This window comes from Streptomyces sp. NPDC026246, from assembly GCF_055567995.1.
This window is the reverse complement of record NZ_JBVHPJ010000008.1, coordinates 329790-352168: the sequence shown is the minus strand read 5'-3', so window position 1 is coordinate 352168 and position 22379 is coordinate 329790. Positions and strand designations below refer to the sequence as shown.

Annotated in this window: 21 protein-coding genes and 1 pseudogene; 17 read left to right on the top strand and 5 right to left on the bottom strand. The window is 74.4% G+C overall.

The window, feature by feature from the left end; genetic code table 11:
• Positions 1–102 precede the first annotated feature (102 nt).
• The 9 genes and pseudogenes from ACZ4M5_RS22175 (at position 103) to ACZ4M5_RS22135 (ending at position 9405) form a co-directional block, all read left to right on the top strand.
• A complete protein-coding gene (locus tag ACZ4M5_RS22175) occupies positions 103–1164 on the top strand; it encodes a hypothetical protein (protein ID WP_467739313.1) in 1062 nt (353 codons plus the stop codon).
• 87 nt (positions 1165–1251) lie between these two features.
• Positions 1252–1587, top strand: coding sequence for a hypothetical protein (locus ACZ4M5_RS22170; RefSeq protein ID WP_467739311.1), 336 nt, complete (start codon positions 1252–1254; stop codon positions 1585–1587).
• Between the two features lie 4 nt (positions 1588–1591).
• On the top strand, positions 1592–4198 hold the full coding sequence (locus ACZ4M5_RS22165) for a hypothetical protein (protein WP_467739309.1): 2607 nt from the start codon (positions 1592–1594) through the stop codon (positions 4196–4198).
• Positions 4198–5595: an extracellular solute-binding protein gene (locus ACZ4M5_RS22160; RefSeq protein ID WP_467739476.1), complete on the top strand. Its 1398-nt coding sequence runs from the start codon at positions 4198–4200 to the stop codon at positions 5593–5595. Before ACZ4M5_RS22165 ends, ACZ4M5_RS22160 begins: the two co-directional genes overlap by 1 nt.
• Positions 5596–5695: 100 nt before the next feature.
• Positions 5696–6545 (top strand): annotated as a pseudogene (locus ACZ4M5_RS22155) (helix-turn-helix domain-containing protein).
• A complete protein-coding gene (locus tag ACZ4M5_RS22150; RefSeq protein WP_467739307.1) occupies positions 6505–6699 on the top strand; it encodes a DUF397 domain-containing protein in 195 nt (64 codons plus the stop codon). Before ACZ4M5_RS22155 ends, ACZ4M5_RS22150 begins: the two are co-directional and overlap by 41 nt.
• Positions 6696–6893, top strand: coding sequence for a DUF397 domain-containing protein (locus ACZ4M5_RS22145; RefSeq protein ID WP_467739305.1), 198 nt, complete (start codon positions 6696–6698; stop codon positions 6891–6893). The genes ACZ4M5_RS22150 and ACZ4M5_RS22145 overlap by 4 nt, the downstream gene beginning before the upstream one ends.
• Positions 6894–7150: 257 nt before the next feature.
• The gene (locus ACZ4M5_RS22140; RefSeq protein WP_467739303.1) at positions 7151–8494 is read left to right on the top strand and encodes a helix-turn-helix domain-containing protein; all 1344 of its coding nucleotides are present in this window, start codon (positions 7151–7153) and stop codon (positions 8492–8494) included.
• 131 nt (positions 8495–8625) lie between these two features.
• On the top strand, positions 8626–9405 hold the full coding sequence (locus tag ACZ4M5_RS22135; protein ID WP_467739301.1) for a GAF and ANTAR domain-containing protein: 780 nt from the start codon (positions 8626–8628) through the stop codon (positions 9403–9405).
• A gap of 17 nt (positions 9406–9422) precedes the next feature.
• On the opposite strand, the gene ACZ4M5_RS22130 is transcribed toward ACZ4M5_RS22135, so the two are convergent.
• Positions 9423–10208 (bottom strand): hypothetical protein, encoded by a 786-nt coding sequence (locus ACZ4M5_RS22130; protein ID WP_467739299.1) that lies wholly within the window; start codon positions 10206–10208, stop codon positions 9423–9425.
• A gap of 340 nt (positions 10209–10548) precedes the next feature.
• Between ACZ4M5_RS22130 and thrS the strand changes: the two genes are divergently transcribed.
• From thrS to ACZ4M5_RS22115, 3 genes are all read left to right on the top strand, one after another.
• Positions 10549–11790 carry a threonine--tRNA ligase gene (thrS, locus tag ACZ4M5_RS22125; protein ID WP_467739297.1) on the top strand — a complete coding sequence of 414 codons (1242 nt, stop codon included), beginning with the start codon at positions 10549–10551 and terminating at the stop codon, positions 11788–11790.
• Between the two features lie 46 nt (positions 11791–11836).
• Entirely contained in the window at positions 11837–12811 is a 975-nt protein-coding gene (locus ACZ4M5_RS22120) for a nucleoside hydrolase (protein WP_467739295.1), read from the top strand.
• A gap of 90 nt (positions 12812–12901) precedes the next feature.
• Positions 12902–14563: a glycoside hydrolase family 13 protein gene (locus ACZ4M5_RS22115; RefSeq protein ID WP_467739293.1), complete on the top strand. Its 1662-nt coding sequence runs from the start codon at positions 12902–12904 to the stop codon at positions 14561–14563.
• Between the two features lie 210 nt (positions 14564–14773).
• On the opposite strand, the gene ACZ4M5_RS22110 is transcribed toward ACZ4M5_RS22115, so the two are convergent.
• Together ACZ4M5_RS22110 and ACZ4M5_RS22105 are read right to left on the bottom strand one after the other, a co-directional pair.
• Positions 14774–15262 carry a hypothetical protein gene (locus tag ACZ4M5_RS22110; RefSeq protein WP_467739291.1) on the bottom strand — a complete coding sequence of 163 codons (489 nt, stop codon included), beginning with the start codon at positions 15260–15262 and terminating at the stop codon, positions 14774–14776.
• A gap of 64 nt (positions 15263–15326) precedes the next feature.
• Positions 15327–15701, bottom strand: a complete 375-nt coding sequence (locus ACZ4M5_RS22105) for a DUF6479 family protein (RefSeq protein WP_467739289.1) — start codon at positions 15699–15701, stop codon at positions 15327–15329.
• A 394-nt stretch (positions 15702–16095) separates the two neighbouring features.
• On the opposite strand from ACZ4M5_RS22105, the gene ACZ4M5_RS22100 reads away from it, so the two are divergent.
• The gene (locus ACZ4M5_RS22100) at positions 16096–16437 is read left to right on the top strand and encodes a hypothetical protein (protein ID WP_467739287.1); all 342 of its coding nucleotides are present in this window, start codon (positions 16096–16098) and stop codon (positions 16435–16437) included.
• A 185-nt stretch (positions 16438–16622) separates the two neighbouring features.
• Positions 16623–17186: a tellurite resistance TerB family protein gene (locus ACZ4M5_RS22095; RefSeq protein ID WP_467739285.1), complete on the top strand. Its 564-nt coding sequence runs from the start codon at positions 16623–16625 to the stop codon at positions 17184–17186.
• Positions 17187–17216: 30 nt separating this feature from the next.
• Here ACZ4M5_RS22095 and ACZ4M5_RS22090 read toward each other — a convergent pair whose 3' ends face one another.
• Together ACZ4M5_RS22090 and ACZ4M5_RS22085 are read right to left on the bottom strand one after the other, a co-directional pair.
• Complete coding sequence (locus ACZ4M5_RS22090) at positions 17217–18089, bottom strand: serine hydrolase (RefSeq protein WP_467739283.1); 873 nt, start codon at positions 18087–18089, stop codon at positions 17217–17219.
• Positions 18086–19081, bottom strand: a complete 996-nt coding sequence (locus tag ACZ4M5_RS22085; protein ID WP_467739281.1) for a LysR family transcriptional regulator — start codon at positions 19079–19081, stop codon at positions 18086–18088. The genes ACZ4M5_RS22090 and ACZ4M5_RS22085 overlap by 4 nt, the downstream gene beginning before the upstream one ends.
• A gap of 114 nt (positions 19082–19195) precedes the next feature.
• Here ACZ4M5_RS22085 and ACZ4M5_RS22080 point away from each other — a divergent pair, with 114 nt between their 5' ends.
• The 3 genes from ACZ4M5_RS22080 (at position 19196) to ACZ4M5_RS22070 (ending at position 22264) form a co-directional block, all read left to right on the top strand.
• Positions 19196–20842: a penicillin-binding transpeptidase domain-containing protein gene (locus ACZ4M5_RS22080; RefSeq protein WP_467739279.1), complete on the top strand. Its 1647-nt coding sequence runs from the start codon at positions 19196–19198 to the stop codon at positions 20840–20842.
• Between the two features lie 67 nt (positions 20843–20909).
• Positions 20910–21875, top strand: coding sequence for a class A beta-lactamase (gene bla, locus ACZ4M5_RS22075; protein WP_467739277.1), 966 nt, complete (start codon positions 20910–20912; stop codon positions 21873–21875).
• Between the two features lie 26 nt (positions 21876–21901).
• Complete coding sequence (locus tag ACZ4M5_RS22070) at positions 21902–22264, top strand: DUF952 domain-containing protein (RefSeq protein WP_467739275.1); 363 nt, start codon at positions 21902–21904, stop codon at positions 22262–22264.
• Positions 22265–22379 lie beyond the last annotated feature (115 nt).

The following is a 22379-nucleotide window of genomic DNA, read 5'->3' as shown; positions in this document are numbered from 1 at the left end:
TGGGGATGCCCCGGGAGGCGGACGTTCGTGGTCCGCTGCCCCTCCGTGCCGTCGCAGCGGTTACGGTGCTGCCGTAGGCGGGCGACGCGAGGGGGAGGGACGATGCCGGGAACCGTGCTGCTGCTGGCGGCCTCGCCGGTGGGCCGAGGGCGTCTGGTCGACGCCGCCTCCGTGCTTCCCGTCCTCGCGGCCGTGCCGCCCGCCGTGCTGGCCGGCACCGACACCGCCAACGTCGTCGAACTCGCCGACCCGCTGGAGCCGCAGGCCGTCCTCACCCGGCTGCGCGCGGCCGCCGCGTCCCCCGGCCCGCTCACCGTGTACGTCACCGGCCAGCTCCAGCTCGACCGCCGCCAGCGCCTGCCCCACCTGGCGCTGGCCCGCACCACCGCCTCCACGGCCCGCTACACGGCGTTCCCCTGGCACTGGTTCCGCGAGGAACTGCGGCTGCGGCCGGCCGGCGCCACCACCCTCCTGGTCGACCTGCACGCCGACGCCGAGACCTGGGAACTGCTGCACCGCACCCCCCTCGACTCGGGGCGCGGCAACGCCGTCCACGGACGTGTCGCGCCGCCGCCGTCCCGGCGCACGGTCGCGGCACCCGCGTACATGAAGGCCGTCGCGACGATCCTGCGCAGCGGATTCAGGCCGCCCGCCGGGCAGTTGCACGAACAGGCGCTGGCGCGGATCGCGCCGGAGAGCGCGGGCCGGGACCTGGTGCTGGACACGCCCGGCCCGGTCGGCGGGGACCCGCACGCCGCCCTGGCCGCCGCCGTGCAGGCCGGCCGGCACGCCGACGCCGACGCGCTGGCCGCCCGGCACGAGCAGGCCGCCGTCGCCGCACACGGGCCCGCCTCCGAGGAGGCCCTGCACTGGGCCGAGGTCCGGGCCGATGTGGCGATGCTCGCCGGGGACGCCGCCCGCAGCTGCCGCACCTGGCTGACCGTCGCGACCACCCGCCTGAACGCCGGGCAGGCACCCGACGCCCCCGCCGTGGAGTCCGCGGCGGACCGCGCCCACCACCAGTGGGGGCAGATCCGCGACCCGCTCCGCGCCCGCGAACTGGGCCCCGCGCTGGCCGTGCTGCGCAGCCGCGTGCCGGGCCGGCGCGAGGGGGCGCTCGACCATGTGCAGCGCCAGCTGCGGCAGTTGCAGACCCAGCCCTGAGGCCCCGCACGCCGTGTGGGCACGTCACGGGTCTGCCGCCGGGGCCGGGTCGGGTGTCATGATGGCGGGATGACAGAGGGGGACCGAGTGGCTGTCTTAGGCGTACGCGTCCGGCTGGGCGCCGGCGCGACCATGGAGGACGTCAGAGCGCTGCGGGCGTGGCTGGAGCGGGACGAACCGCTGCAGGAGCTGCTCTCCGGCGGGCACCTGCACATCGAGGAGCGGACCACGGCCGACGGGCCGAAGGGACGCCTCGGGCCGGACGTGGAGCTCGTCCTCCGACTGCTCGGCGACGTTGCCACGATCGCGGCGCTGACCGAGTACACCGCCCGTGCGGTGAAGACCTGGAAGAACAACCGCCGCAGGCTCCAGGGCGGCGAACCCGATTCGGACATCCGCCCGTTGGGGCCCGACGGGGAGTAGCCGGGTGAGCCGCTTCGACCCGCGCGGCAGAGCGAACCGGGCGCTGCTGGCCGGCGTGTCCGAGTACGACCACACGGCACCCGACCCCCAGGGGGTCAGCGGACAGCTGCCCGCGGTCCGGCACAACCGCAAGGTGCTGGAGGACGCCCTGCACCGGGGCGGGGTCTTCCGCGCGGGCGAGATACGGGTGCTGGCGTCCCCGGCGCCGGACGACTTCACCGGCGAACTGCGCCGCGCCGTCCGTGAGACCGACGGTGTGCTGCTGCTGTACTTCGCCGGGCACGCCGTCGTCACCGACACCTCCGTGCACCGACTGCACCTGCAGATGCGCACCGCGCGGATGGTCGCGGGCGAGGAACTGCCCGGCGCCGTGAGCTTCGCGGGCGTGCTGGGCGAACTGTGCGCCCCGGAGAGCCGCCCCGAGCGGGTCCTGGTGATCCTGGACTGCTGCTACGCGGGTAACGCCGCCGAGATCTGGCACCGTTTCGAGGCGCCGCAGGAGCGCAAGGAACGGGTCCTGCTGCTGATGAGCGTGCAGCCCAACCGGTACATCCTGGGCGGCGACGCCGACGGCCCGACGCCGTTCACCCACGAGGTGGCGCGCTTCCTCGACGAGGGCGGGGAGGTGTGGCTGTCCACGCTGTATCCGGCGCTGAAGCAGCGGATGGCCGCGGCGGGTTACCGGGCGGAGGACGACGACCTGCAGAAGCCGCAGGCCCTGGCCCCGCCCTGGAACCCGGACGCCGACGTGCTGCTGGCAGCCGGACCGGTCCCCGCACCCCCCATGCCGGACCCGGGCCCCCACCCCGCCCCGGGCCCCGGCCGCGACCCGGGCCCCCACCCCGCCCCCGGCCCCGGCCGCGACCCGGGCCCTGCGGGGCCTCGGCCCACGCCCTGGCCGGTCAGGGCCGCCCGGGCCCTCGCCGGCCGGCTGGGCCGCACCGCGCTCACGCTGCTGCTGGCGCTGCTCGCCACCGGCGCCGGCGGCTACGGCCTCTACGCCCTGATCGGCGACTCCGGACCCTGCGGCCCGGCCCTGGAGCTGCGGCTGCTCGTCGACCCGGACCTGGAGCCGGCGCTGAACGCCGCCCGGGACGACTTCCTCGCGTCCGACGCCAACCGCACGGACGAGGGCTGCCGACGCAGCGGCATCACGGTCTACAGCGCGGCCGCCGCCGACGTGGTGACCGCGCTGGGGAAGCGCACCGACGCCTGGCAGAAGCCCCGCGAGGACGTCAACCCGCAGCGTGACATCGGCCCGCAGCCGGACGTGTGGATCCCCGCCACCCGCGCGACCGCCGAGCGGGCCGTCGTCGACGCCGCGCGGCAGGACCGCGTCTTCGCCGCGCTGGAGCCGGACACCGAGCCGTTCGCGTACTCGCCGATCGTGCTGGCCCTGCCGGACGGCCTCGACACGGGCATCGAGCGGACCGGGCAGTCGGTGACCACCCTGGTCGGCGCCCTGGAGGAGGCGGACCGGGCAGCCGAAGTGCACCGCCCGGACCCGGACTTCACCGACGCGGCCCTGCTGGCGACGGTGGGCCTGTACGGCGAGGACACCCCCGCCCGGGGCGCCGAGCAACTGCTCACGCGCGCCGGACGGCCCGAGCCGTCGGCCGTGCGGCTGCTGTGCACGCTGCCGGACACCGACGCCGTGGACAACCGCAGCGCGGCCCTCGTACCGGAGTTCCTGCTGGAGAGCGGCACCGGCTGCGACTCGGCCACCCGCGTCGCGCGCACCGCCGCCTACCCCGACGACGTGCCCCCGCTGGAGCCCACGTTCGTGCGGGTGCGCTGGGAGGACGGCGACCGGGACGCTCAGGCGCGGGACGACGCGGTCCGCCGCTTCCGGGCCTGGCTGACGGGTGCGGAAGGCCGGGCGGTACTCGGCGAGCAGGGCTTCCGCTCGCCCTCCGGTGCCCACGCGCTCCTCGACCCGGGCCGGGTCCCGGCGGGGTTCACCGCGTCCGTCCGTCCCGTGAAGTCGGCCGAGGCGGCGGCACTGGACCTCACCCTGGAGCGGTACCGCAGGGCCCACGGGAACGGCCGGGTCCTGTTCCTCCTCGACAGCTCCGGCTCGATGGCCCGGGTGTGGAAGGGCCCCAGCGGCGGCCCCGGCATCCTCGGGCAGACGCTGCCGGGGCTCGGCGGGGAGGACGAGTACGGCGTGTGGGCGGTGCACGGCACCGGCCGGAGCACCCACACCCAGGTGCTGGGCTTCGGCACCCACGCCCGCGCCGAGGCCGAGGACAAGCTCGACGCCGCACGCTGGCGGGACGCGGAGGCCGACCCGGCCGCGGCGCTGGCGGACGCCCTGGAGTTCATGCGCGAGCGGGGCAGCGACGACGACCGTCCCCAGCTCATCGTGTACCTCGGCGACGGCGAGGACGACGACCGGCTGACCGGCAAGGCCCTCGCCGACGTCGAGCAGCGGGCCCGCACCGCGGGCGTCCCGGTGGTGATGGCGTCCCTGAACAGCTGGGGCTGCGACCGGGACCGCCCCGCGCGCAGGATCGCCGACGCCGCCCGGGGAAGCTGCCTGGACACCGGTGACGACCTCGTGGCCATGGTGCACGACGAGGTGTCCCGCATCGGATCGGGGGAGGAATGATGGTCCGCCGCGTGACGGCCGCCGCCCTGTCCCTGCTGTCGCTCGTCGCACTCGCCTCCTGCACCGGCGGGGGCGCGCAGGAACAGCCGCCGGAGACCGACCCGCCCCGGATCGTGGTGGCCAGCGGGCAGGACGTCACCGGCAAGAACGGCATCCGCCAGCAGCTCATCGACGTGTGGAACGACCGCCAGGGCGAGCACGGCTACCGGGCCCGGCTCGTCGAACTCCCCGGCTCCGCCGACCAGCAGCGCAGCCAGCTGCTCGGCGCGCTCCAGTCGGGCAGCGCCGAGTACGACGTGGTGAACCTGGACGTGACGTGGGTTCCGGAGTTCGCCGAAGCCGGGGTGATCCGGCCGCTGACCGGTGCGGCCGTCGAGTCGCCCGGGGACATCATCCCGTCCGTGGACAGCACGGCCCACTGGGACGGCAAGCGGTACGCCGTGCCGTTCAACAGCGACGTCGGGCTGCTCTACTACCGCAAGGACCGGCTGCGGGAGATCGGCGCCTCGCGGACCGACCTGAGCGCGGGCGTCACCTGGGACGAGGTACGGGAGTGGATCAGCACCGAACCCCCGGACCCCGCGCCGGAGGACTTCGGGGACGGCTGGACCACCCAGCTCGCTCCCTACGAGGGCCGCACCGTCAACGCGATCGAGGCGTTCGCCTCGGCCACACCGGACTTCGCGCTCACCGACGACCGGGGCCGCTACGCCGCCGACGCCGCACAGCTGACCGCCGGGGTGACCGCACTGCGCGAACGCACCGCCCGGCCCTACACGCTGGAGGAGGCCGCCGAGTCCCGTGAGGCCGAGTCCCTCAGCGCCTTCGCCGAGGGCCGCGCGATCTTCCTGCGGCACTGGCCCTACGTCTATCCGGCGCTGCGCGAGACGTTCGGTGACGACCTCGGCGTGACGCAGCTGCCCGGCAAGGCGGTTCTCGGCGGGCAGAACCTCGCCGTCGCCTCCTCCGCGTCCGAGCGGCGGGCGGCGAAGGCCGCCGAGCTCATCGCGTTCCTCACCGATCCCGACAGTGAACGCTGCCTGCTGCGCGCCGGGTTCGCCGCGACCCGGACCTCCGCCTACCTCGACGCGGGCTCGGCCCCGGAGTGCCGGCACGTCGCCGCCTCCGCGGAGACGCCGTCGGCGTCACCCACCGGCGAGAGCGCCGAGCGCACGGTGCCCGACCTGCTGCCGTCCGGGGGCAGTTACTTCCGCCACGTCCTGCGGCCGGCGCTCCAGGAGGCCGTCCACCGCCCCCGCACCCCGCTGTACGGCGCGGTGACCCAGACCCTCATCACCGGCCTGGACCCCTTGTACGACCGCAAGAAGGAACGCCCCTCCGACGCGGAGATCGGACGCCGCCTCGACGAAGCCCTGCGCGAAATCCTGCCGGACTGACTTATCCGATTCGCGCCACCTGTGCGCAGCCGGGCGATTACTCTCGGCGACGGAACGACAGGAGCGCCCCAGGGCGTTCGGACCCGGGGGTGACCGCTGCATGGCCAACGTCCGCCGACTCGACCCCACCGCGTCGCCGTTGGACTACTTCGGCTCGGAGCTGCGCCGCTGCCGCGAGGCCGCGGGGCTGTCCCAGAAGGAGCTGGGCGACTGCATCTACTGCACGGGCTCGCTGGTGGGCCAGATCGAGACGGCCCACAAGGTCCCGACGAGAGAGTTCGCGGAACGCGCGGACGCGGCCCTGATGACGGACGGCTGCTTCTCCCGGTTGGTGGGGCTGGTGCTGCGCAGCCAGTTGCCTACGTGGTTCCAGCAGTTCGCCGAGCTCGAGGCGCGTGCGGGGTTCATCTCGACCTATCAGGCGCAGGTGATCTACGGGCTTCTGCAGACGGAGGAGTACGCTCGGGCCGTGCTGGCCACCGGCCTGCCGGACAGGCTGGACGAGTTGGTGGCGGCTCGAATGGAGCGTCAGCGCATCCTGTTCCGGGACAAGCCTCCGGTCGCCTGGGTCGTCCTGGACGAGGCAGCCCTGCATCGTCCGATCGGTGGCCGTGAGGTCATGCGCAGGCAACTCGCACACCTGCTGAGCTTCGCCGACCGTCGCTGGGTGCGCATCCAGGTGCTGCCCTTCGACGCGGGGGAGCACGCCAGCCTCATCGGCTCGTTCACCAGCCTGCGCTTCGGAGACGACCCGGAGATCGTCTACACCGAGGACCTCATCTCCGGCCACATGACGGCCAATCCGGACACTGTCAGGGAAGCCGCCTTCCGTTACTGCTCACTTGCAGGCTGCCGCCCTCTCCGTGAAGGATTCGGTGCGACTGATCAGCCGCGTGATGGAGGAGCGTTATGGCGAGCAGCACGGATCTGACCCACGCGCGGTGGCGTAAGTCGTCCTACAGCGGAAACACCGGCGGCGAGTGCGTCGAAGTCGCCGAACTCCCGTCCGCCATGCTGGTGCGCGACTCCAAGGACCCCGGCTTCGGGATCGTCAGCCTTTCCCCGGCGGCCTACGCCGCCTTCATCGCCGCTGTGAAGTCATGACCAGCAGGCCTGAGTTCACCGTAGCGCGCTGGCGCAAGTCGTCCTACAGCGGAAGCAGCGGTGGCGAATGCCTCGAGGTCGCCGAGCTCGGGTCCGTCGTCGCCGTGCGGGACTCCAAGGACCCCGGCGTCGGGATGCTCAGACTGTCACCGGAGGCCTACGCCGCCTTCGTCGGTCACGTCGCTGTGGAGTGACGGCTGGGGGTGGTGCTCCCCCGCCCTCGCCGGGCCCGCGTTCGCGGCCAGCAGCAGCGTGGCCACGGCGACGAGCGCGGCGGTGAAGCCTCGGGCGTACCGCTCGGCGGTGCGTGTGCGTTCGAGCACGGCGACCTCGCAACTGGGGCGGCTCCGGTGACGGCAACGTATTAAGCATGTTCGACAATTCTGCTTAACACTCCGTTTAACCTAGGGGCTGTTCCGGCCGAACGGCAAGAGGCACAAGGGGAGTTGGCGTGGGGGAGCGTGACGACCCGGGGACCATCGGTCGCCGGGTGCAGCGGTTGCGTGTCGAGCGCGGACTGACCCAGCGGCAGCTGGCGGAGCCCGCGTACACGCCCGCCTACATCTCCACCCTGGAGTCCGGCCGGGTGCGCCCCTCCGACGACGCCCTGCGGCATCTCGCCGGCCGGCTCGGTGTCGCGTTCGACGAGCTGGCCACCGGCCACTCCGCCCGCCTCGTGACCGAGCTGCGGCTGCGGCTGACCGAGGCGCAGCGCACCCTCGCCCTGGGCGAGGCCGAGGCGGCGGCGGAGCAGTACACCGGGCTGCTCGCCGAGGCCGAGACGCACGGCCTGCCGGCCGAGCAGTCCGCCGCGCTGCTGGGACTCGGCGAGTGCGCCCTGGAGACGGGCGAGCTGGTGACCGGCCGGGGGTACTTCGAACGGGCCGAGGCCGTCCTGGCCGGTGCCCCGCTGCCCGCCCGGGTACCGGCCCTGCGCGGCCGGGCCGTCGCGCACTACCTCGCCGGTGAACTGCGCTACGCCGTCTACCTGCTGGAGTCGGCCCTGGACGAGCTGAACCGCGGCGGTCTGCACGACCCGGACGCCCTGTTGCTGCTCTACGCCAGCGCCATCGGCCCGTACATGGACATGGGCGCGCACGCCCGGGCCGCCCAGGCCGCCGAGTTCGCCCTGGCGCTCGCCCCGCAGTCCGGCGACCCTGCCCTGGTGGCCCGGATGCACCGGTCGGTGGCCCGCACCCTGGTCGCCGAGGGCCGTTTCGCCGAGGCCGACGCCTCCCTGGCCAAGGCCGCCGAACTGTACCGGGGCCTGCAGATCCGCACCGAGCTCGCCAACTGCCACTGGATGCGCGGCTACGTCTACGCCCAGGACGGCCGGCTGGAGCGGGCGGAGGAGGAACTGCGGGAGGCCCTCGGCATGCTGTCGGCCCGCCGCGCGGCCCTCTACAGCAGTCAGGTCGCCGTGGAACTGGCCGACGTGCTGCACCGGCGCGGCAGGTCCGCGGAGGCCGAGGCCCTGCTGCACGACGTGCTGGAGCACCTGACGTCCGAGCGCGGCGCCGTCCACTCCGCCGCCGCGCACCGGCTGCTCGGCATCATCGCCGAGGACGCCCGCCGCACCGAGGACGCCGAGGAGCACTACGTGCGCGCCCTCAGCCTGCTGGAGCGGGCCGGCGCCGCCGGTGACCTGGCCGACCTGTGCCGGCTGCTCGGCGACCTGCTGCGGCGCACCGGGCGGGTGGAGGCGGCCCTGGACGCGTACCGGACGGGCCTGGGCCACCGTACGGCCCCCGGCACCACCACCCTCGGGCCCGCTCCGGCGCAGCCCCCACTGTGAGGGTTTTGCCCCACCGGCACCGGGTAGTCGGGCCGGGATCGCGGGATGCGCGCACCGGCCCGGTGCCGGCGCGCGCCCGCCCGCGACCCGTCGACGGTGTGTGCCGCGGTGATCGAAGGAGGCGGTGGCCCGTGCGGCCCAGGCACGACCCCCGAGGCGCCCCCGACGGCGAACCGGGCTTCGGCGCGGGCGGTGATCTGGAGGTGGACGGGCTCCAGGCAGTCGACGCGATCGCCCGGGGCGTGCGCGGCGCCGAGCCCGTCGAGGTGCCGGGGCGACTGTGCCGGGTGGCCGTGGAACTGCTGCCGGTGACCGGTGCCAGCGTCTCGCTGCGCAGCGACGGCATGCCGGTCCAGCTCAGTGCCAGCAGCGAGGAGGCCGCGCACCTGGCGCACATCCAGGCCACCCTGGGGGACGGCCCGTGCCAGAGCGCGCTGGAGGACGGGGCGCCCGTGCTCGCCTGCGACCTGACGACCGGCCCGGACGCCGGCCGCTGGCCGGTCTTCGCCCAGCAGGCCACGGCGGCCGGGGTACGCGCGGTCTACGCGGTGCCGCTGGGCAACGAATCGGTGTGCGTCGGCACCCTCGACCTGTACCGCGACCGGCCCGGCGGCCTGTCCGAGCGGCAGCTGCACGTCGCCCGGATCGTGGCCGGGGTCATGACCGTGGCCCTGATGTCCCTGCCCCGCGGGGACGATCCCGAGGTCCCCGACGGTGAGGCCTGGCTGAGCGGGCTCGGCGCGGACCACGACGCGGTCTACCAGGCCGTCGGCATGATCATGGCGCAGCTCGGGGTGTCGGCCGACGAGGCGCTCGCCCGGCTGCGGGCCGACGCCTTCTCGCGCGGCCTCACGGCCCTCGACGCGGCCCGCGACGTGATCACCCACCGCAAACGCTTCGAGCAGGACTGAAGGACCCGCCGGGGGCCTCAGATCTGCGCCCGGCCCGACCTGCCCAGGTCGGCCAGCCGCTGCGCGCCGACCTGCACGGCGTGCCGCGTGACCTCCTCGTACACCTCGCCCAGACCGGCGTTGGTGACGGTGACGGCCTGCTCCCCGACGCGGACGCCCGCGATGTCGAAGGTGAGGTAGGTCAGTTCTCCGTCCTCCGTCTCACCGGCCAGGGTCACCCGCAGGGCCCGGCGGGCGTCCCCGGCCGAGGGCAGCGGCAGTTCGGAGACCTGCACCTCCTGGACGCCGCCGCGCGAGGCCGTCGCCGTGAACCGGCCGCAGCGCTCCGGCAGCGTCCCCAGCCAGTCGAGGGCGCGGTCGGCGTCCGCCGGGCGGTGGACGGCGACCTGGTAGCGCAGCTGGGCGTCGGTCTCGTCGTCGTCGAGCGCCGCCTCCGCGCGCGGGCCCCGGGGGGTGCCGAACAGCTCCTCCGTGTACAGGACGTCCAGCAGCCGCCGGCACTCCGCGTCCTCGGTGGTGCCCTTGAGCACGCCGTCCCGCCACGTCCGGGCGCCCCGCGTCGGCACCCACGGCTCCCCCAGGTCGGCCTCGGTGATCAGCGCGGCCCTGACCAGCGCCGCGGCGGGGTCACCACCGGGGGCGACGGGCTGCTTCCCGGCCGGGGACGCGGTGGTCGCCGACGGCGAGACGGTGAACCACCGGGGCCGCGGTTCCTCCTGGAGCGAGCAGCCGGCCGCGGCCGGCAGGACGGCCAGGGACAGCACGGCGAGCAGGAGGGCACGGGCGGCCGGAGAACGGGTCATCGGGTGCCTCCTGAGGGCGGGCCGGGGCTCGGCCGGGATCTTCGGTGCTCTCACGGCACCATCGCGCCCGCGCGTCCACCAGCGTGACGGTCCGTCCGGGTGAGGGACGGCGTGGGAGAGGCGCGGCGGCGGCACCGGCCCGGAAAACCCCTCGCCCCCGCACCGCCGTGCCTGTTACGTTCGCGCCATGCAGCGCGTCCAGCCGTTCCCGTCCGCCACGACGACGCCGGAGAGTGTCCCGGCGCGCTGACAGCTGACCCAGATGTCCGAAGCCCCGGGGCGAGTGCCCCGGGGCTTCGTCGCGTGGTGCTCGCTCCGCCCCCGACCCGGAGGAGCCCTCGTGCACGACCACCGCCGACTCGGCCGTGAACTGGACCTGTTCGACACCGACCCGCTGATGGGCGCCGGACTGCCGTACTGGCTGCCCGACGGCGCGATCGTGCGGCACACCCTGGAGGAGTACGTCCGCGACGCCGAACGCCGGGCCGGGTACCGGCACGTGTACTCGCCCGTCCTCGGCAAACGGGAGCTGTACGAGATCTCCGGCCACTGGGAGCACTACGGCGACGACATGTTCCCGCCGATGGACCTGGGCGCCGAGCAGATCCTGCTGCGCCCCAGCCTGTGCCCGCACCACGCCCTGATCTACCGCTCCCGCTCCCACAGCTACCGGGAACTGCCTCTGCGCATCGCGGAGTTGGGGGGCATGTACCGCTCCGAACTGTCCGGGGTGCTCGGCGGGCTGACCCGGGTACGGGCCATCACCCTCAACGACGCCCACATCTTCTGCACCCTGGAGCAGGCCGTCGAGGAGGCCCGCGCCGCGCTGGAGCTGATCGCCCGTGCCTACGCCGACCTGGGCATCAGCGCATCCCGCCACCGGCTCTCCCTGCCCGGCGAGGACGGCAAGTACGTGGCCGACCCACAGCTGTGGCGGCGGGCCACCGCCCTGCTCCGCGAGGTCCTGGACGGCTCCGGCATCCCCTACGAGGAGGCCGAGGGCGAAGCCGCCTTCTACGGACCCAAGATCGACGTGCAGATCACCGACCCGGCCGGACGGGAGGCCACCCTGTCCACCGTCCAGATCGACTTCCACCAGCCCGAGCGCTTCGACCTGCACTACATCGGGCCCGACGGCGGCCGGCACCGCCCGGTCATGGTCCACCGGAGCGTCATCGGGAGCATGGAGCGCGCGGTCGCCCACCTGATCGAGGCGCACGGCGGCGCCTTCCCGGTCTGGCTGGCCCCGGTGCAGCTGGTGATCCTGCCCGTCGGGGAGGAACAGGCCGGGCCCGCCCACGAACTGGCCCGCCGCGCCCTCGGCCTGAACCTGCGCGCCGAGGTCGCCGGTCCCGACCGGGGCACCCTCGCCGCGCGCGTCCGCGAGGCGCGGCTGGTGCCGTACCAGGCGGTGATCGGCGCCCGGGAGGCCGCCGCCGGGCTGGTGGCGCCCCGTCTGCGCGACGGCCGCCGCCCCGGCGCCCTGCCCGCCGGGGACCTGCTGCGCCGGATCGCGGAACGGGCCGGGGCGCGCGGGACCGGCCTGTGGGACGGGGATGAGGCGGGCCCCGGACGGTCGTAGGGTCGCCGGTGGAGGCTGGTGCGGTACCAGTGGAAGGAGCCCCGCCGTGACGGACGGTCAGCGCATCCCGGTGATCATCGACTGCGACACCGGCGTCGACGACGCCCTCGCCCTGCTGTTCGCGGTACGGCATCCGGCGCTCGACCTGCGGGCGGTCACCTGCGTGGCCGGGAACACGGACGTCGACGGGGTGGTCCGCAACACCCTGACCGTGCTGGAACGGGCCGGTGCCGGGGACATCCCCGTGGCCCGGGGCGCCGAGCGGCCGCTGATCGAGGCGCCCCGTTCCGCCCGGCACGTGCACGGGCACGACGGCATGGGCGACCTGGGCCTGCCGGCCCCCACCCGCGGGCCCGCCGGCGTCGACGCCGTCACCCTGCTGCGGCGCGAGATCCTCGCCTCCCCGCGGCCGGTCACCCTCGTGCCCACCGCCCCCCTGACCAACATCGCGCTGCTCCTGCGCACCCACCCGGAAGTGGTGCGCAACATCGAGCGGATCGTCTTCATGGGCGGCGCGGCGGCGACCGGCAACGCCACGCCCGTCGCGGAGTTCAACGTCTGGCACGACCCGGAGGCCGCCGCGATCCTGCTCACCGCCGGGGTGCCGATCACCATGTACGGGCTGGACGTGTTCACCCGGGTCGTCGTCCCGGCGGCGGACGTCCGGCGCCTGCGCGCGAGCGGCGAACCGGGCGCGCGGCTGGCCGGCGACCTGCTCGCCCACCGTCCGGCCCACTCCGGCAGCCGCCCCGACGACCCGGACGAGACGGCCGGCGGCCTCGGCGACGCGGGCGCGGTGTGCGCGGTCGCCGACCCGGAGGGCCTGACCACCCACCGCCTCCCGGTGGAGATCTCCCTCGCGCCCGGCCCCACGCGCGGCATGACCGTCGTGGACCGCCGCCCCCGCCCCGGCGAGTCCGAACTGCACGAGGGCATCCGCGAGCAGGCCCTGGTGGACGTCGGCCTGGACGTGGACGTGGAGCGCTACGTGAAGCTGTACCTGGCGACGGTCGAGGGGTGAGGGACGCCCCGGCACCCACACGGTGGTTCCTTTTTCCGGCATTCTGGACAGATTCAATGCTGTCGCCCGTATGCCTGCCAAGGAGACCGCGTGACCGATCGCTCCGCTCCCGACCTGTCGTCCCGCGACCCCTACTGGTGGCGGCAGGCCGTCGTCTACCAGGTCTATCCGCGCAGCTTCGCCGACGCCGACGGTGACGGCCTCGGCGACCTGCGCGGCATCACCCACCGCCTCGGTCATCTCGCCGCCCTCGGCGTGGACGCCCTGTGGCTGAGCCCGTTCTACCCCTCCGAACTCGCCGACGGCGGCTACGACGTCGCCGACCCGCGGGACGTCGACCCGCGGCTGGGCACCCTGGACGACTTCGACACGCTGGTGGCCGAGGCCCACCGGCTCGGCCTGAAGGTCATCGTCGACATCGTCCCCAACCACTCCTCCCACCAGCACGTGTGGTTCCAGGAGGCCCTGCACGCCGGGCCCGGGTCCCCGGCCCGCGACCGGTACGTCTTCCGCGACGGCCGCGGCGAGCACGGCGAGCTGCCGCCCACCGACTGGCAGTCCGTCTTCGGCGGCAGCGCCTGGAAGCGGGTGCCCGACGGACAGTGGTACCTGCACCTGTTCGCCCCCGAACAGCCCGACCTCAACTGGGACAACCCCGAGGTCCGCGCCGACTGCCGCACCACCCTGCGCTTCTGGTCCGACCGCGGGGTCGACGGGTTCCGCATCGATGTCGCCCACGCCCTCGTCAAGGACCTCGCCGAACCGCTGCGCGACCTCGGCCGGCCCGAGCTGAGCCGCGAGCAGGCCCTCACCGCGCTGCCGCCCGGCACGCACCCCTTCTACGACCGCGACGAGGTGCACGAGATCTACCGCGACTGGCGCAAGATCTTCGACTCCTACCGGCCGCCCCGGATGGCCGTCGCGGAGGCCTGGGTGCCGGGAGCACGCCGTGCGCTGTACGCCCGCCCGGACGAGCTGGGCCAGGCGTTCAACTTCGAGTACCTCCAGGCGAACTGGGACGCCGAGGAACTGCGGCGGGTCATCACCGACTCGCTCGACACCGCCCGGGCGGCCGGTGCCTCGGCCACGTGGGTGCTGTCCAACCACGACGTCGTCCGGCACGCCTCCCGCCTGACGCTGCCGCCGGACACCGACCTCAACGCCTGGCTGCTCTCCGGGGGCCACGCACCGGCCGTCGACCGGGAGGCCGGGCTGCGCCGGGCCCGGGCGGCCACGCTGCTGATGCTGGCGCTGCCCGGGTCGGCCTACCTCTACCAGGGTGAGGAACTGGGGCTGCCCGAGGTCGCCGACCTGCCCACCGAGGTGCTCCAGGATCCGATCTGGGAGCAGACGGGCCACGTCCGCAAGGGCCGTGACGGATGCCGGGTGCCGCTGCCGTGGACGACGACCGGGCCGTCGTACGGCTTCGGGCCGGCCGGGGCGTGGCTGCCGCAGCCGGCCGTCTTCGGGGAGCTCGCCGTCGAGGCGCAGGACGGGGCCGAGGGGTCGACGCTGGAGCTGTACCGGACGGCGCTGAAGCTGCGGCGCAAGCTGCTGGAGGGGGAGGAGCTGACGTGGGCTCCGGACGCCCCGGAGGGGGTGCTGCAGTTCGACCGCTGCGAGGGGTGGCGGTGTGTGGCGAACCTGTCCGGGGCGGTGGTGCCGTTGCCGGCCGGTGAGGTGCTGCTGAGCAGCGGGCCGCTGGAGGAGGGGCGGCTGGGGCCGGACACGGTGGTGTGGCTGGGCCGCTGAGCGCTCCGCGGGGTTGGCGGTGAGGGGGTGGGGGTTTGTGCCGTGGCTTGGGTGCGGCGCCGTCGTGGCTGGTCGCGCAGTTCCCCGCGCCCCTGGGGGGCAGCGCCGTGGTGGGTGGTCGCGCAGTTCCCCGCGCCCCTGAGGGGGCAGCGCCGTGGTGGGTGGTCGCGCAGGTCCCCGCGCCCCTGGGTGGTGGGGGAACTGCGTGGTTCAGTAGCGCACCGCTCGGGCTACGACCGTGTTGATCTTTCCGGACAGGTCGTGGGTGCTGCGGGCCGTGGCCGTGGCGGACTCGCCGGGCTGGACGTGGTCGACCGTCACGATGACCGTGTCGTTCACGCGGCCCCCGCCGTCGGTGAAGTTGATCTGGACGGCGTAGGAGCGGGCGCTGTCGTCCGTGTTGGTGACCGTGACCTCGGCGCGGGCGCGGCCGCCGGAGGTGACGGACGGGGCGGCGACCTTCACGTCGCCCTTGGCGTCGACGCCGTCCTGGATGTCGTCGAGGCGGCGTCCGGCCTCCGCCGTCGCCGACTCCACCGCCTCGGTGGCCTGCGAGGCGATCGACCCGACCGCCGACTCGGCCTTGCGGGCGGTGTCCGCGGGACTGTCGCCGCTGCATCCGGCGAGTGCGGCGGCGGCCAGGCCGAGGGCCACGACCGCCCCTCCCGTCGCCCTGCGCGTCCGGTGGCGGGCAGCCATGTCCGTCCTCCCTGGGGTGCGGGGGCGCAGCCGGGAGACCTGCGGGCCTCCCGGTCTCACGGCATCACGTACGTCCGAGGCCGCCGCCGCCGAAGGATCCGCTGGACCCGGGCGACCACCGGCGGGGGTTCTGGTCCTTGCCGGTCCTGGTGCTCGCGCGGTGCAGCTCGTGCGGCATGAGCCGCTGCCCGTCGCGCGTCACGACCGGCATGTCGTCGGGTTCCCGCATCTCCCGCGTCTCGCGGACCGGCCCGGTGTCGGGGAGGTGCGGCTGTTCGTCGGGGGCGGGGTGGTGGGTGTCCTTGTCCATCACCCGCATCCCGACCCGGACGGCCCAGATCAGCGCACAGGCCACGACCAGACCGGCGACGAAGGCGATGGTCACGGCGACCGCGTGATCTGACGACGCCGCCAGCGATTCATACGTTGCCGTATTCATGCTCCGATTATCACTGACGTAATGCGATAAAGCGCCCGGAATGTCCAGCCGCTTCGCGCTGCCCCCGTTCGGATCGTCCCGGGAGGCGCGGGGGCCGCGCGGGTGGCAGATTGCGGCCAGAGGAAGACCGGGCCGGGCCGTCGCGTCCCCGCGTGTGCCGCTCGGGAGCCCGGCCCGGCCTTCCTTCCGACCGGACGTGTGAGCGGCCCGTTCCCTTCGCCGGGAGCGGGCCGTCGTCCGCGCGGGCCCGGCGGGAGCGCGGATCGGCGGGATGCCGTACACGAGCGGCTGGAGTGCCTGCCTGTCGCGACGGCCTATAAGGTCGATCAGCCCTCTGCCGCGGCAAGTGCTGCGCGCTGCTGAGGCTCCGTAGGTGAAGGGGCAGGGGAAGGTCGTGGAACGTCGGACGCCGGCCGAGCAGGCATTGAGCCGTTCACATGTCACGGCTGACGGGGTGCATTTCGACGTTGTCCGCCTGGTGGTCGAGCACTACGCCAGCCGGAGTGCCACATTGACCTACCGGCTGACTGTCACACGTCCGGACCACCCGGCGGAAGACTGGGTGGTCGCCCTGCCCTGGGCCGACAACTCCTGGGCGGACGTTCTCACCTCGCGGGCTCCTTCCCCTGACCGCCTGCAACAACTGGTGCATTTGGTGCGTGCCCATCTGGAAGAGTGGTGGGACACCAAGGGCTACAACCGGCAGTCGGCGAAGCTGGGCCGGCGACTGACCTGACTGTCCGGTGCCGAGCTGCTACCGAGACTCACCGAGTGAGACCACGTCTTATTTGGGAGCGGGCCGTCACCGTTTCGGCTCGGTCCGTGGGTTTGCGGAACCTTTACCCGGGGGCAGGGCGTTGGAGGAGTGCGCGCGCTGAGCGGGTGCGCCAGGTGATGCTGACGAAGACCGAGGTGGCGGCAATGGCAGTGTGGGACCGGCTCAAGGACCAGGCGAAGGCCCTGCAGCAGGGGCAGGCCGGGCGCGGTGCGGCGCCCGCCGGGCACAGCGGCGGGCACAGCGGCGGGACGCGGTCCGGGGGTGGCGGCAAGGCGCAGCTGATCGGCCTGTTCAAGTCGCAGCTCGGCTCGCTGAAGAACGAGCTGAAGAGCGGGGCGTACCGGGACGCGAGCATGGCGATGTGCGCCCTGGTCGCGGCGGCGGACGGGCAGGTGGACCCGTCGGAGCGGCAGCAGGTGGAGTCCATGATCCTCGGCAACGAGGTCCTGCAGAACTTCCCGCCGGAGCAGCTGAGGCAGCGCTTCAACAAGCACGTCGACCAGCTGACGATGAACTTCCAGCACGGTAAGACGGAGGCCATGCAGGAGATCGCCAAGGCCGCGAAGAAGCCCACCGAGGCCCGGGCCGTGGTCCAGACCGGCATGGTCATCGCCGGTGCGGACGGGCACTTCTCCCAGGCCGAGGCGTCGGTCCTGCGCGAGGCCTGCGCGGCGCTGGGGTTGTCCCCGGCCGAGTTCCAGCTCTGACCTCCCGGCAGCTCGGGTGCGGCGGACCGCTCAGGGGGCGCGCAGGGCGTCCACGGCGAGCCGGGCCGCCGTGCCGATCACGGCGTCGGCGGCGGGCAGCAGCGCGGAGGTGCGGGCCGTGCGCGTGAAGACGGCGACGGCGTAGCGGCCCCCGTCGGGGTACTCGACGACGCCGACCTCGTTGCGCACGGTCGGCAGGCTGCCCGTCTTGCCCGCGACGTGCACATCGTCGAAGGGGAAGCCCGAGGCCAGCCGGTGCGGCCACACCTGCAGGCCCAGCACACGCCGTACGGCCGCGCCGTACTCGGGCGGGAACGCCTCGTCGCGCCACACGGCGGCGAGCAGCCGTGTCATGTCGCGCGGCGTGCTGCGGTTGGTGCGGGCGGGGTCCAGGGCGCGCAGCCGCGTGACGACGAGCGGGTCGGCCAGGGCCCGCGCGCCCTCGGGACCGGCGTCCTCCCGGATGGTGGTGAACAGCTCGCCGAAGGTGTGCACGGCGTAGGTGTGCGTCAGGCCGAGGCGGGCCGTGGTGCGGTTGACGGCGTCCAGGCCGACCCGGCCCAGCAGCAGGTCGGCGGCGGCGTTGTCGCTGACGGACATCATCAGGAAGGCCAGATCGCGTACGGACAGCCGGGCGCCGTCGAGCATCGCGGCCAGCCCCGTGGGACCGGCCGTGCGGCCCTGCGGCGGGCACTCGACCTGCTCGGTGAGGTCCAGCAGACCGGCCGCGGCCTGCTCGTACAGCGTGACGAGCAGGCACAGCTTGTGGACGCTGGCCGTGCACACCGGCCGGTCCGCCCCGGCGTCGAGCTGGGCACCGGAGTCGATGTCGAGGGCGTGCAGCCGGCCGCTGACCCCGGCGTCGGCGAAGGCCGCGTGGATGCGGGCGAGGGCGTCGGTCACAGCCAGTACTCCGAGGCCGGGCGCAGGTGCAGAGGGCGGGAGGGCAGATCCGGCAGCGCCCCGGCGGTGGTGCGCAGCGCGTGCGTGGCGGCCTCGGCGAACACGGCCACGGCTGCGTCCCCGCGCCCTTCCGGCCAGGCGACGGAGTGCCGCAGCGCCAGGGGCCTGCCGCTGAGCGGCCGCCACACCACGCCGGGGCCCGTGGTGGAGCCGAGGGCTTCCGCCTCCCGGCCGGTGCGGCCGGTGCCGTGCGGGTCCGCGCCGGCCCCGGGGTCGTGCGCGTCACGCGGGCTGAAGGCCACCGCCTCCGCCGACAGCACCAGGCCGCGTACGAAGCTCGCGCCCTGGGCGTGCCGGACGGCGGGCGGGGTGTAGCCGTTGCGGGCGCAGGTGGTCAGCAGGTCGTCGTGGACGGCGGGGGCTCCGGCGCGGGGGAAGAGGATCAGGTCACAGCCCGTGAGGGAGGCCAGGGGCACCTCGGGCAGTGCGGCGGCGGGCGCGCCGCCGGGCAGCAGGACGCCCAGTTCGCGGCGGAGCACCGGGCCGAGCTCCAGGCCCGAGACGTCACAGGGGTGGTGGATGAGCCCGACGTCCAGCTCGTGCGCGGCGAACCGCTCCAACTGCTGAGCGGTGGGCAGTTCGTGCAGCTCCAGTTCCAGTCCGGAGGCGGCCGCCGCGGAGAAGCGGGACAACAGCGCGGCGACGGTCTCGGCGGAGACGTCGGGCGGCAGCGCGGCCCGCAGCAGGCCCGTCTCGCCGTCGCGGATGCGGCGGGCCGCGGCCATCAGCGCCTCGGAGCGGGCGAGGACCTCCCGGGCCTCGTCGAGCAGCAGCGCCCCGGCCTCGGTGATGGTCACCTGCCGGCTCGTGCGGTCGAAGAGCCGGACGCCGAGGTGGCGCTCCAGACGCTGGATGCGCTGCGACAGCGGTGGCTGGGCCATGCCCAGGCGGGCGGCGGCACGGCCGAAGTGTGACTCTTCTGCAACAGCCACGAAGCACTCCAGGTGCCGCACCAGGTCCACGAACAGCAATCATATCGACTGGATATTGATCCGACATCGATCACAGTCTTGGACAGGATCCCCGGCCGCTGTTGTGGTCTGCGTATGGACACTCATACCGACCACTCCTCCACCGCCCTCACCCCCGGCCGCCCACGTCCGCGGCGCAGGGGCCTGCGCGCCGTCACCGCCGGGGTGGTGGTGCTCGCCGTGACGGCGGGCGGTGCCTGGGCCGCCGGGATCGGGCCCTTCTCCCGGGACACCGGTCCCGACCCGGCCGCGGCCGAGCAGGCCCGCGCGTTCCTCGCCGACTGGGCGGCCGGCCGCGTGCCGGGCGCGGCGGAGCGGACGACCAGCCCGGACGCCGCCCGGCGCGTGCTGGACAGTTTCACGGGCGGTCTGGACATCGACGAGCCCGTGCTCGAAGCGGGGGCCGCGGCCGAGTCCGGGGACGGCACGGTCACCGTCCCCTTCACCGCCCGGATGCCCGTCACCGGCCTCGGCACCTGGACCTACAGATCCGAACTGCCGCTGCGCGAGCAGGAGGACGGCGCCTGGAAGGTCGACTGGAGGCTGTCCGTCGTCCACCCGCGGCTGAGCGGCACCGAGAAGTTCCGGCTCGAACGGGAGGACGGCGAGCCCCCCGAGGTCGCCGACCGGCAGGGCCGCAAACTGACCGCGGACGCGTTCCCCTCCCTGGCGCCGCTGATGACCCGGCTCGGCGGGGGAGGCGGGGACACCGGTGCGCGCGGGGCGATCCGGCTGGTCGACCGGACCACCGGGAAGGTGCGGCGCACGGAGGCCACCTTCGGCGCGAGGACGGTCCGGGCGGACAAGGGCCCGGTCCCGACCACCCTCGACGCCGGCTGGCAGTCCGCCGCCGAGGAGGCCCTCGCCTCCCACGCCGACGGCAGGAACGCCGCGCTCGTCGCCCTGCGCATCGACGACGGCGAGATCCTGGCCGTGGCCAACTCCCCCGCCGGCGGCTTCAACCGCGCCCTCTCCGGCACCTACGCCCCCGGCTCCACCTGGAAGATCGTCACCACGGGCGCCCTGCTGCTGAAGGACGCCGTCGCCCCGGACGACGTGGTGGACTGCCCCAAGTTCCTCACGGTGGGCAAGAAGTTCCAGAACGTGGAGCTCTCCGAGCACCCGGGGGCCACGTTCCGCAAGGACTTCACCGAGTCGTGCAACACCGCGTTCATCAGCCTGCGCGACCGGCTCGGCGACGGGGAACTCGGCGACGTCGCGCGCACGTACTTCGGGGTCGGCCAGCAATGGCACGTCGGGGCGCCCACGTACGACGGGTCCGTGCCGGTGCCGAAGGACGAGACCGAAAAGGCCGCCTCGATGATCGGGCAGGGCCGGGTGCAGGCCAACCCGCTGATCATGGCGTCCGTGACGGCGACGGCCGTGTCGGGCAGGTTCCGCCAGCCCTCGCTCGTCGCCGGCACGCAGGACACGACCAGGACGACACCGCTGCCGCGGGAGGTCGTCGGCCAGCTGCGCGAGATGCTGCGCGCCACCGTCACCGGGGGCACGGCGAAGGTGCTGTCCGGCCTGCCCGGCGAGGTCGGTGCGAAGACCGGCACGGCCGAGGTCTCCGACGACCAGGACAACAACGGCTGGCTCGTCGCCCACCGCGGGAACGTCGCCGTGGCGTGCGTCGTGGAGGAGGGTGTCACCGGCGGCGGATCGGCCGGCCCGATCGTCCGCAGCCTGCTTTCCGCGGCGCCGGGCGACCCGGAGTGATCCGCCCGCCTGCCGCCCGGCGCCCGGAACGGGCCCGTCGGGGCCCCCGAGTGAGGAGAGTCGCCGTATGACCGTCCACCCCTCGCCCTCCCCCTCGCCTCCCCCCTCCTCCCGTCGCGCCTTCCTGGCCGCCGCGGCCCTGCTGCCGCTCGCCGGGTGCGGTGGTGGCGGGGAGCGGGCCCCGGCCCGGCCGGACCCGTCCGCCACGGCCGGCCGCAGCGCCCCCGCGCCGGGCCGCCCCCCGGTCCGCCGGCTGCAACTGGCCGGACTGGAACGCGAGTACGGGGCCCGCGTCGGGGTCTGGGCCCTCGCGACCGGCACCGGCGAGAGCGCCGTCCACCGGGCCGGTGAACGCTTCGCGTTCTGCTCGACCTTCAAGGCCCTGGCCGCGGCGGTGGTCCTGCACCACCGCACCCTGCACGGCCTGGACCGGCGCGTCACCTACACCCGGGCCGACCTGCGCTCCACCACGCCCGTCACCGGCCGGCACGTCGACACCGGCATGACCCTCCGTCAGCTGTGCGACGCGGCCGTCCGCTTCAGCGACGGCACCGCCGGGAACCTGCTGATGCGTGAGATCGGCGGCCCGGCCGCGCTCACCGCCTACCTGCGCCGGCTCGGCGACACCGTCAGCCGCATGGACCACTACGAGCCGGACCTGCACGACGTGCCCCCCGGCGACCCCGGCGACACCACCACCCCGCAGGCGATCGGCACCGACTTCCGGCACCTCCTGCTCGGCACCGCCCTGCCCGCCCGGGAACGCGCCCTGCTCCTGGACTGGCTCTCCCGCAACGCCACCGACGTCGGCGCCCGCCGCATCCGGGCCGGGCTGCCCGCCGGCTGGAAGGCCGCCGACAAGACCGGCACGGGCGACTGGGGCCGCGCCAACGACGTGGCCCTCCTGCACCCGCCGCGCGCCGAACCGCTCGTGCTGGCCGTGCTGACCGACCGGCCGGGCCGCGCCGCCGAGCCCTCGGACGCCCTGGTCGCCGAGGCCACCCGGAGGACCCTCGCCGCCCTGGGGCACTGACCGCCGCCGGGGGCTATAACGGGGCCATGATCTATCACGTCGTACCGCACGCCGTCTGGCACACCGACCCCGGACGGCCGTACGCGCCGGCCTCCCTCGCCGAGGAGGGCTTCGTGCACTGCTCCCCGGACGAGCCGACGACACTGGCCGTGGTCAACGCCTTCTACCGGGACGCGCCCCGGCCGCTGCTGGTGCTCGCCCTGGACGAGACGCGGCTGACCGCGCGGGTGGAGCGGGAGGCCGCCGCACCCGCCCCACCGCCCGGGGTCTCCGGCGACACCCTGTTCCCGCACGTCTTCGGCCCGCTCGACCGGACGGCGGTCGACCACGTCCTCGAAGTGCGGTGGGACGACCAGGGACGGGCGGTGGGGCTGGGTACGACGGCATGATCGGGTGACCGATCATGCATCGCCACAAGGCTGACGACGTCCCCGGCCGTGAGGTCCATGGCGTACTCCAGCCGCTCGGCCCGCTCGTGCCGGACCGGCCGTCGCCGGCGGCCGG

Excerpts from the sequence above, each read along its gene's own strand:
- ACZ4M5_RS22130 (WP_467739299.1), bottom strand. The coding sequence starts at position 10,208 with ATGACCCGTTCTCCGGCCGCCCGTGCCCTCCTGCTCGCCGTGCTGTCC.
- bla (WP_467739277.1), top strand. The coding sequence starts at position 20,910 with ATGACCGTCCACCCCTCGCCCTCCCCCTCGCCTCCCCCCTCCTCCCGT.
- ACZ4M5_RS22175 (WP_467739313.1), top strand. The coding sequence starts at position 103 with ATGCCGGGAACCGTGCTGCTGCTGGCGGCCTCGCCGGTGGGCCGAGGG.
- ACZ4M5_RS22070 (WP_467739275.1), top strand. The coding sequence starts at position 21,902 with ATGATCTATCACGTCGTACCGCACGCCGTCTGGCACACCGACCCCGGA.
- ACZ4M5_RS22145 (WP_467739305.1), top strand. The coding sequence starts at position 6,696 with ATGACCAGCAGGCCTGAGTTCACCGTAGCGCGCTGGCGCAAGTCGTCC.
- ACZ4M5_RS22095 (WP_467739285.1), top strand. The coding sequence starts at position 16,623 with ATGGCAGTGTGGGACCGGCTCAAGGACCAGGCGAAGGCCCTGCAGCAG.
- ACZ4M5_RS22080 (WP_467739279.1), top strand. The coding sequence starts at position 19,196 with ATGGACACTCATACCGACCACTCCTCCACCGCCCTCACCCCCGGCCGC.
- ACZ4M5_RS22105 (WP_467739289.1), bottom strand. The coding sequence starts at position 15,701 with ATGAATACGGCAACGTATGAATCGCTGGCGGCGTCGTCAGATCACGCG.
- ACZ4M5_RS22150 (WP_467739307.1), top strand. The coding sequence starts at position 6,505 with ATGGCGAGCAGCACGGATCTGACCCACGCGCGGTGGCGTAAGTCGTCC.
- ACZ4M5_RS22160 (WP_467739476.1), top strand. The coding sequence starts at position 4,198 with ATGGTCCGCCGCGTGACGGCCGCCGCCCTGTCCCTGCTGTCGCTCGTC.
- ACZ4M5_RS22110 (WP_467739291.1), bottom strand. The coding sequence starts at position 15,262 with ATGGCTGCCCGCCACCGGACGCGCAGGGCGACGGGAGGGGCGGTCGTG.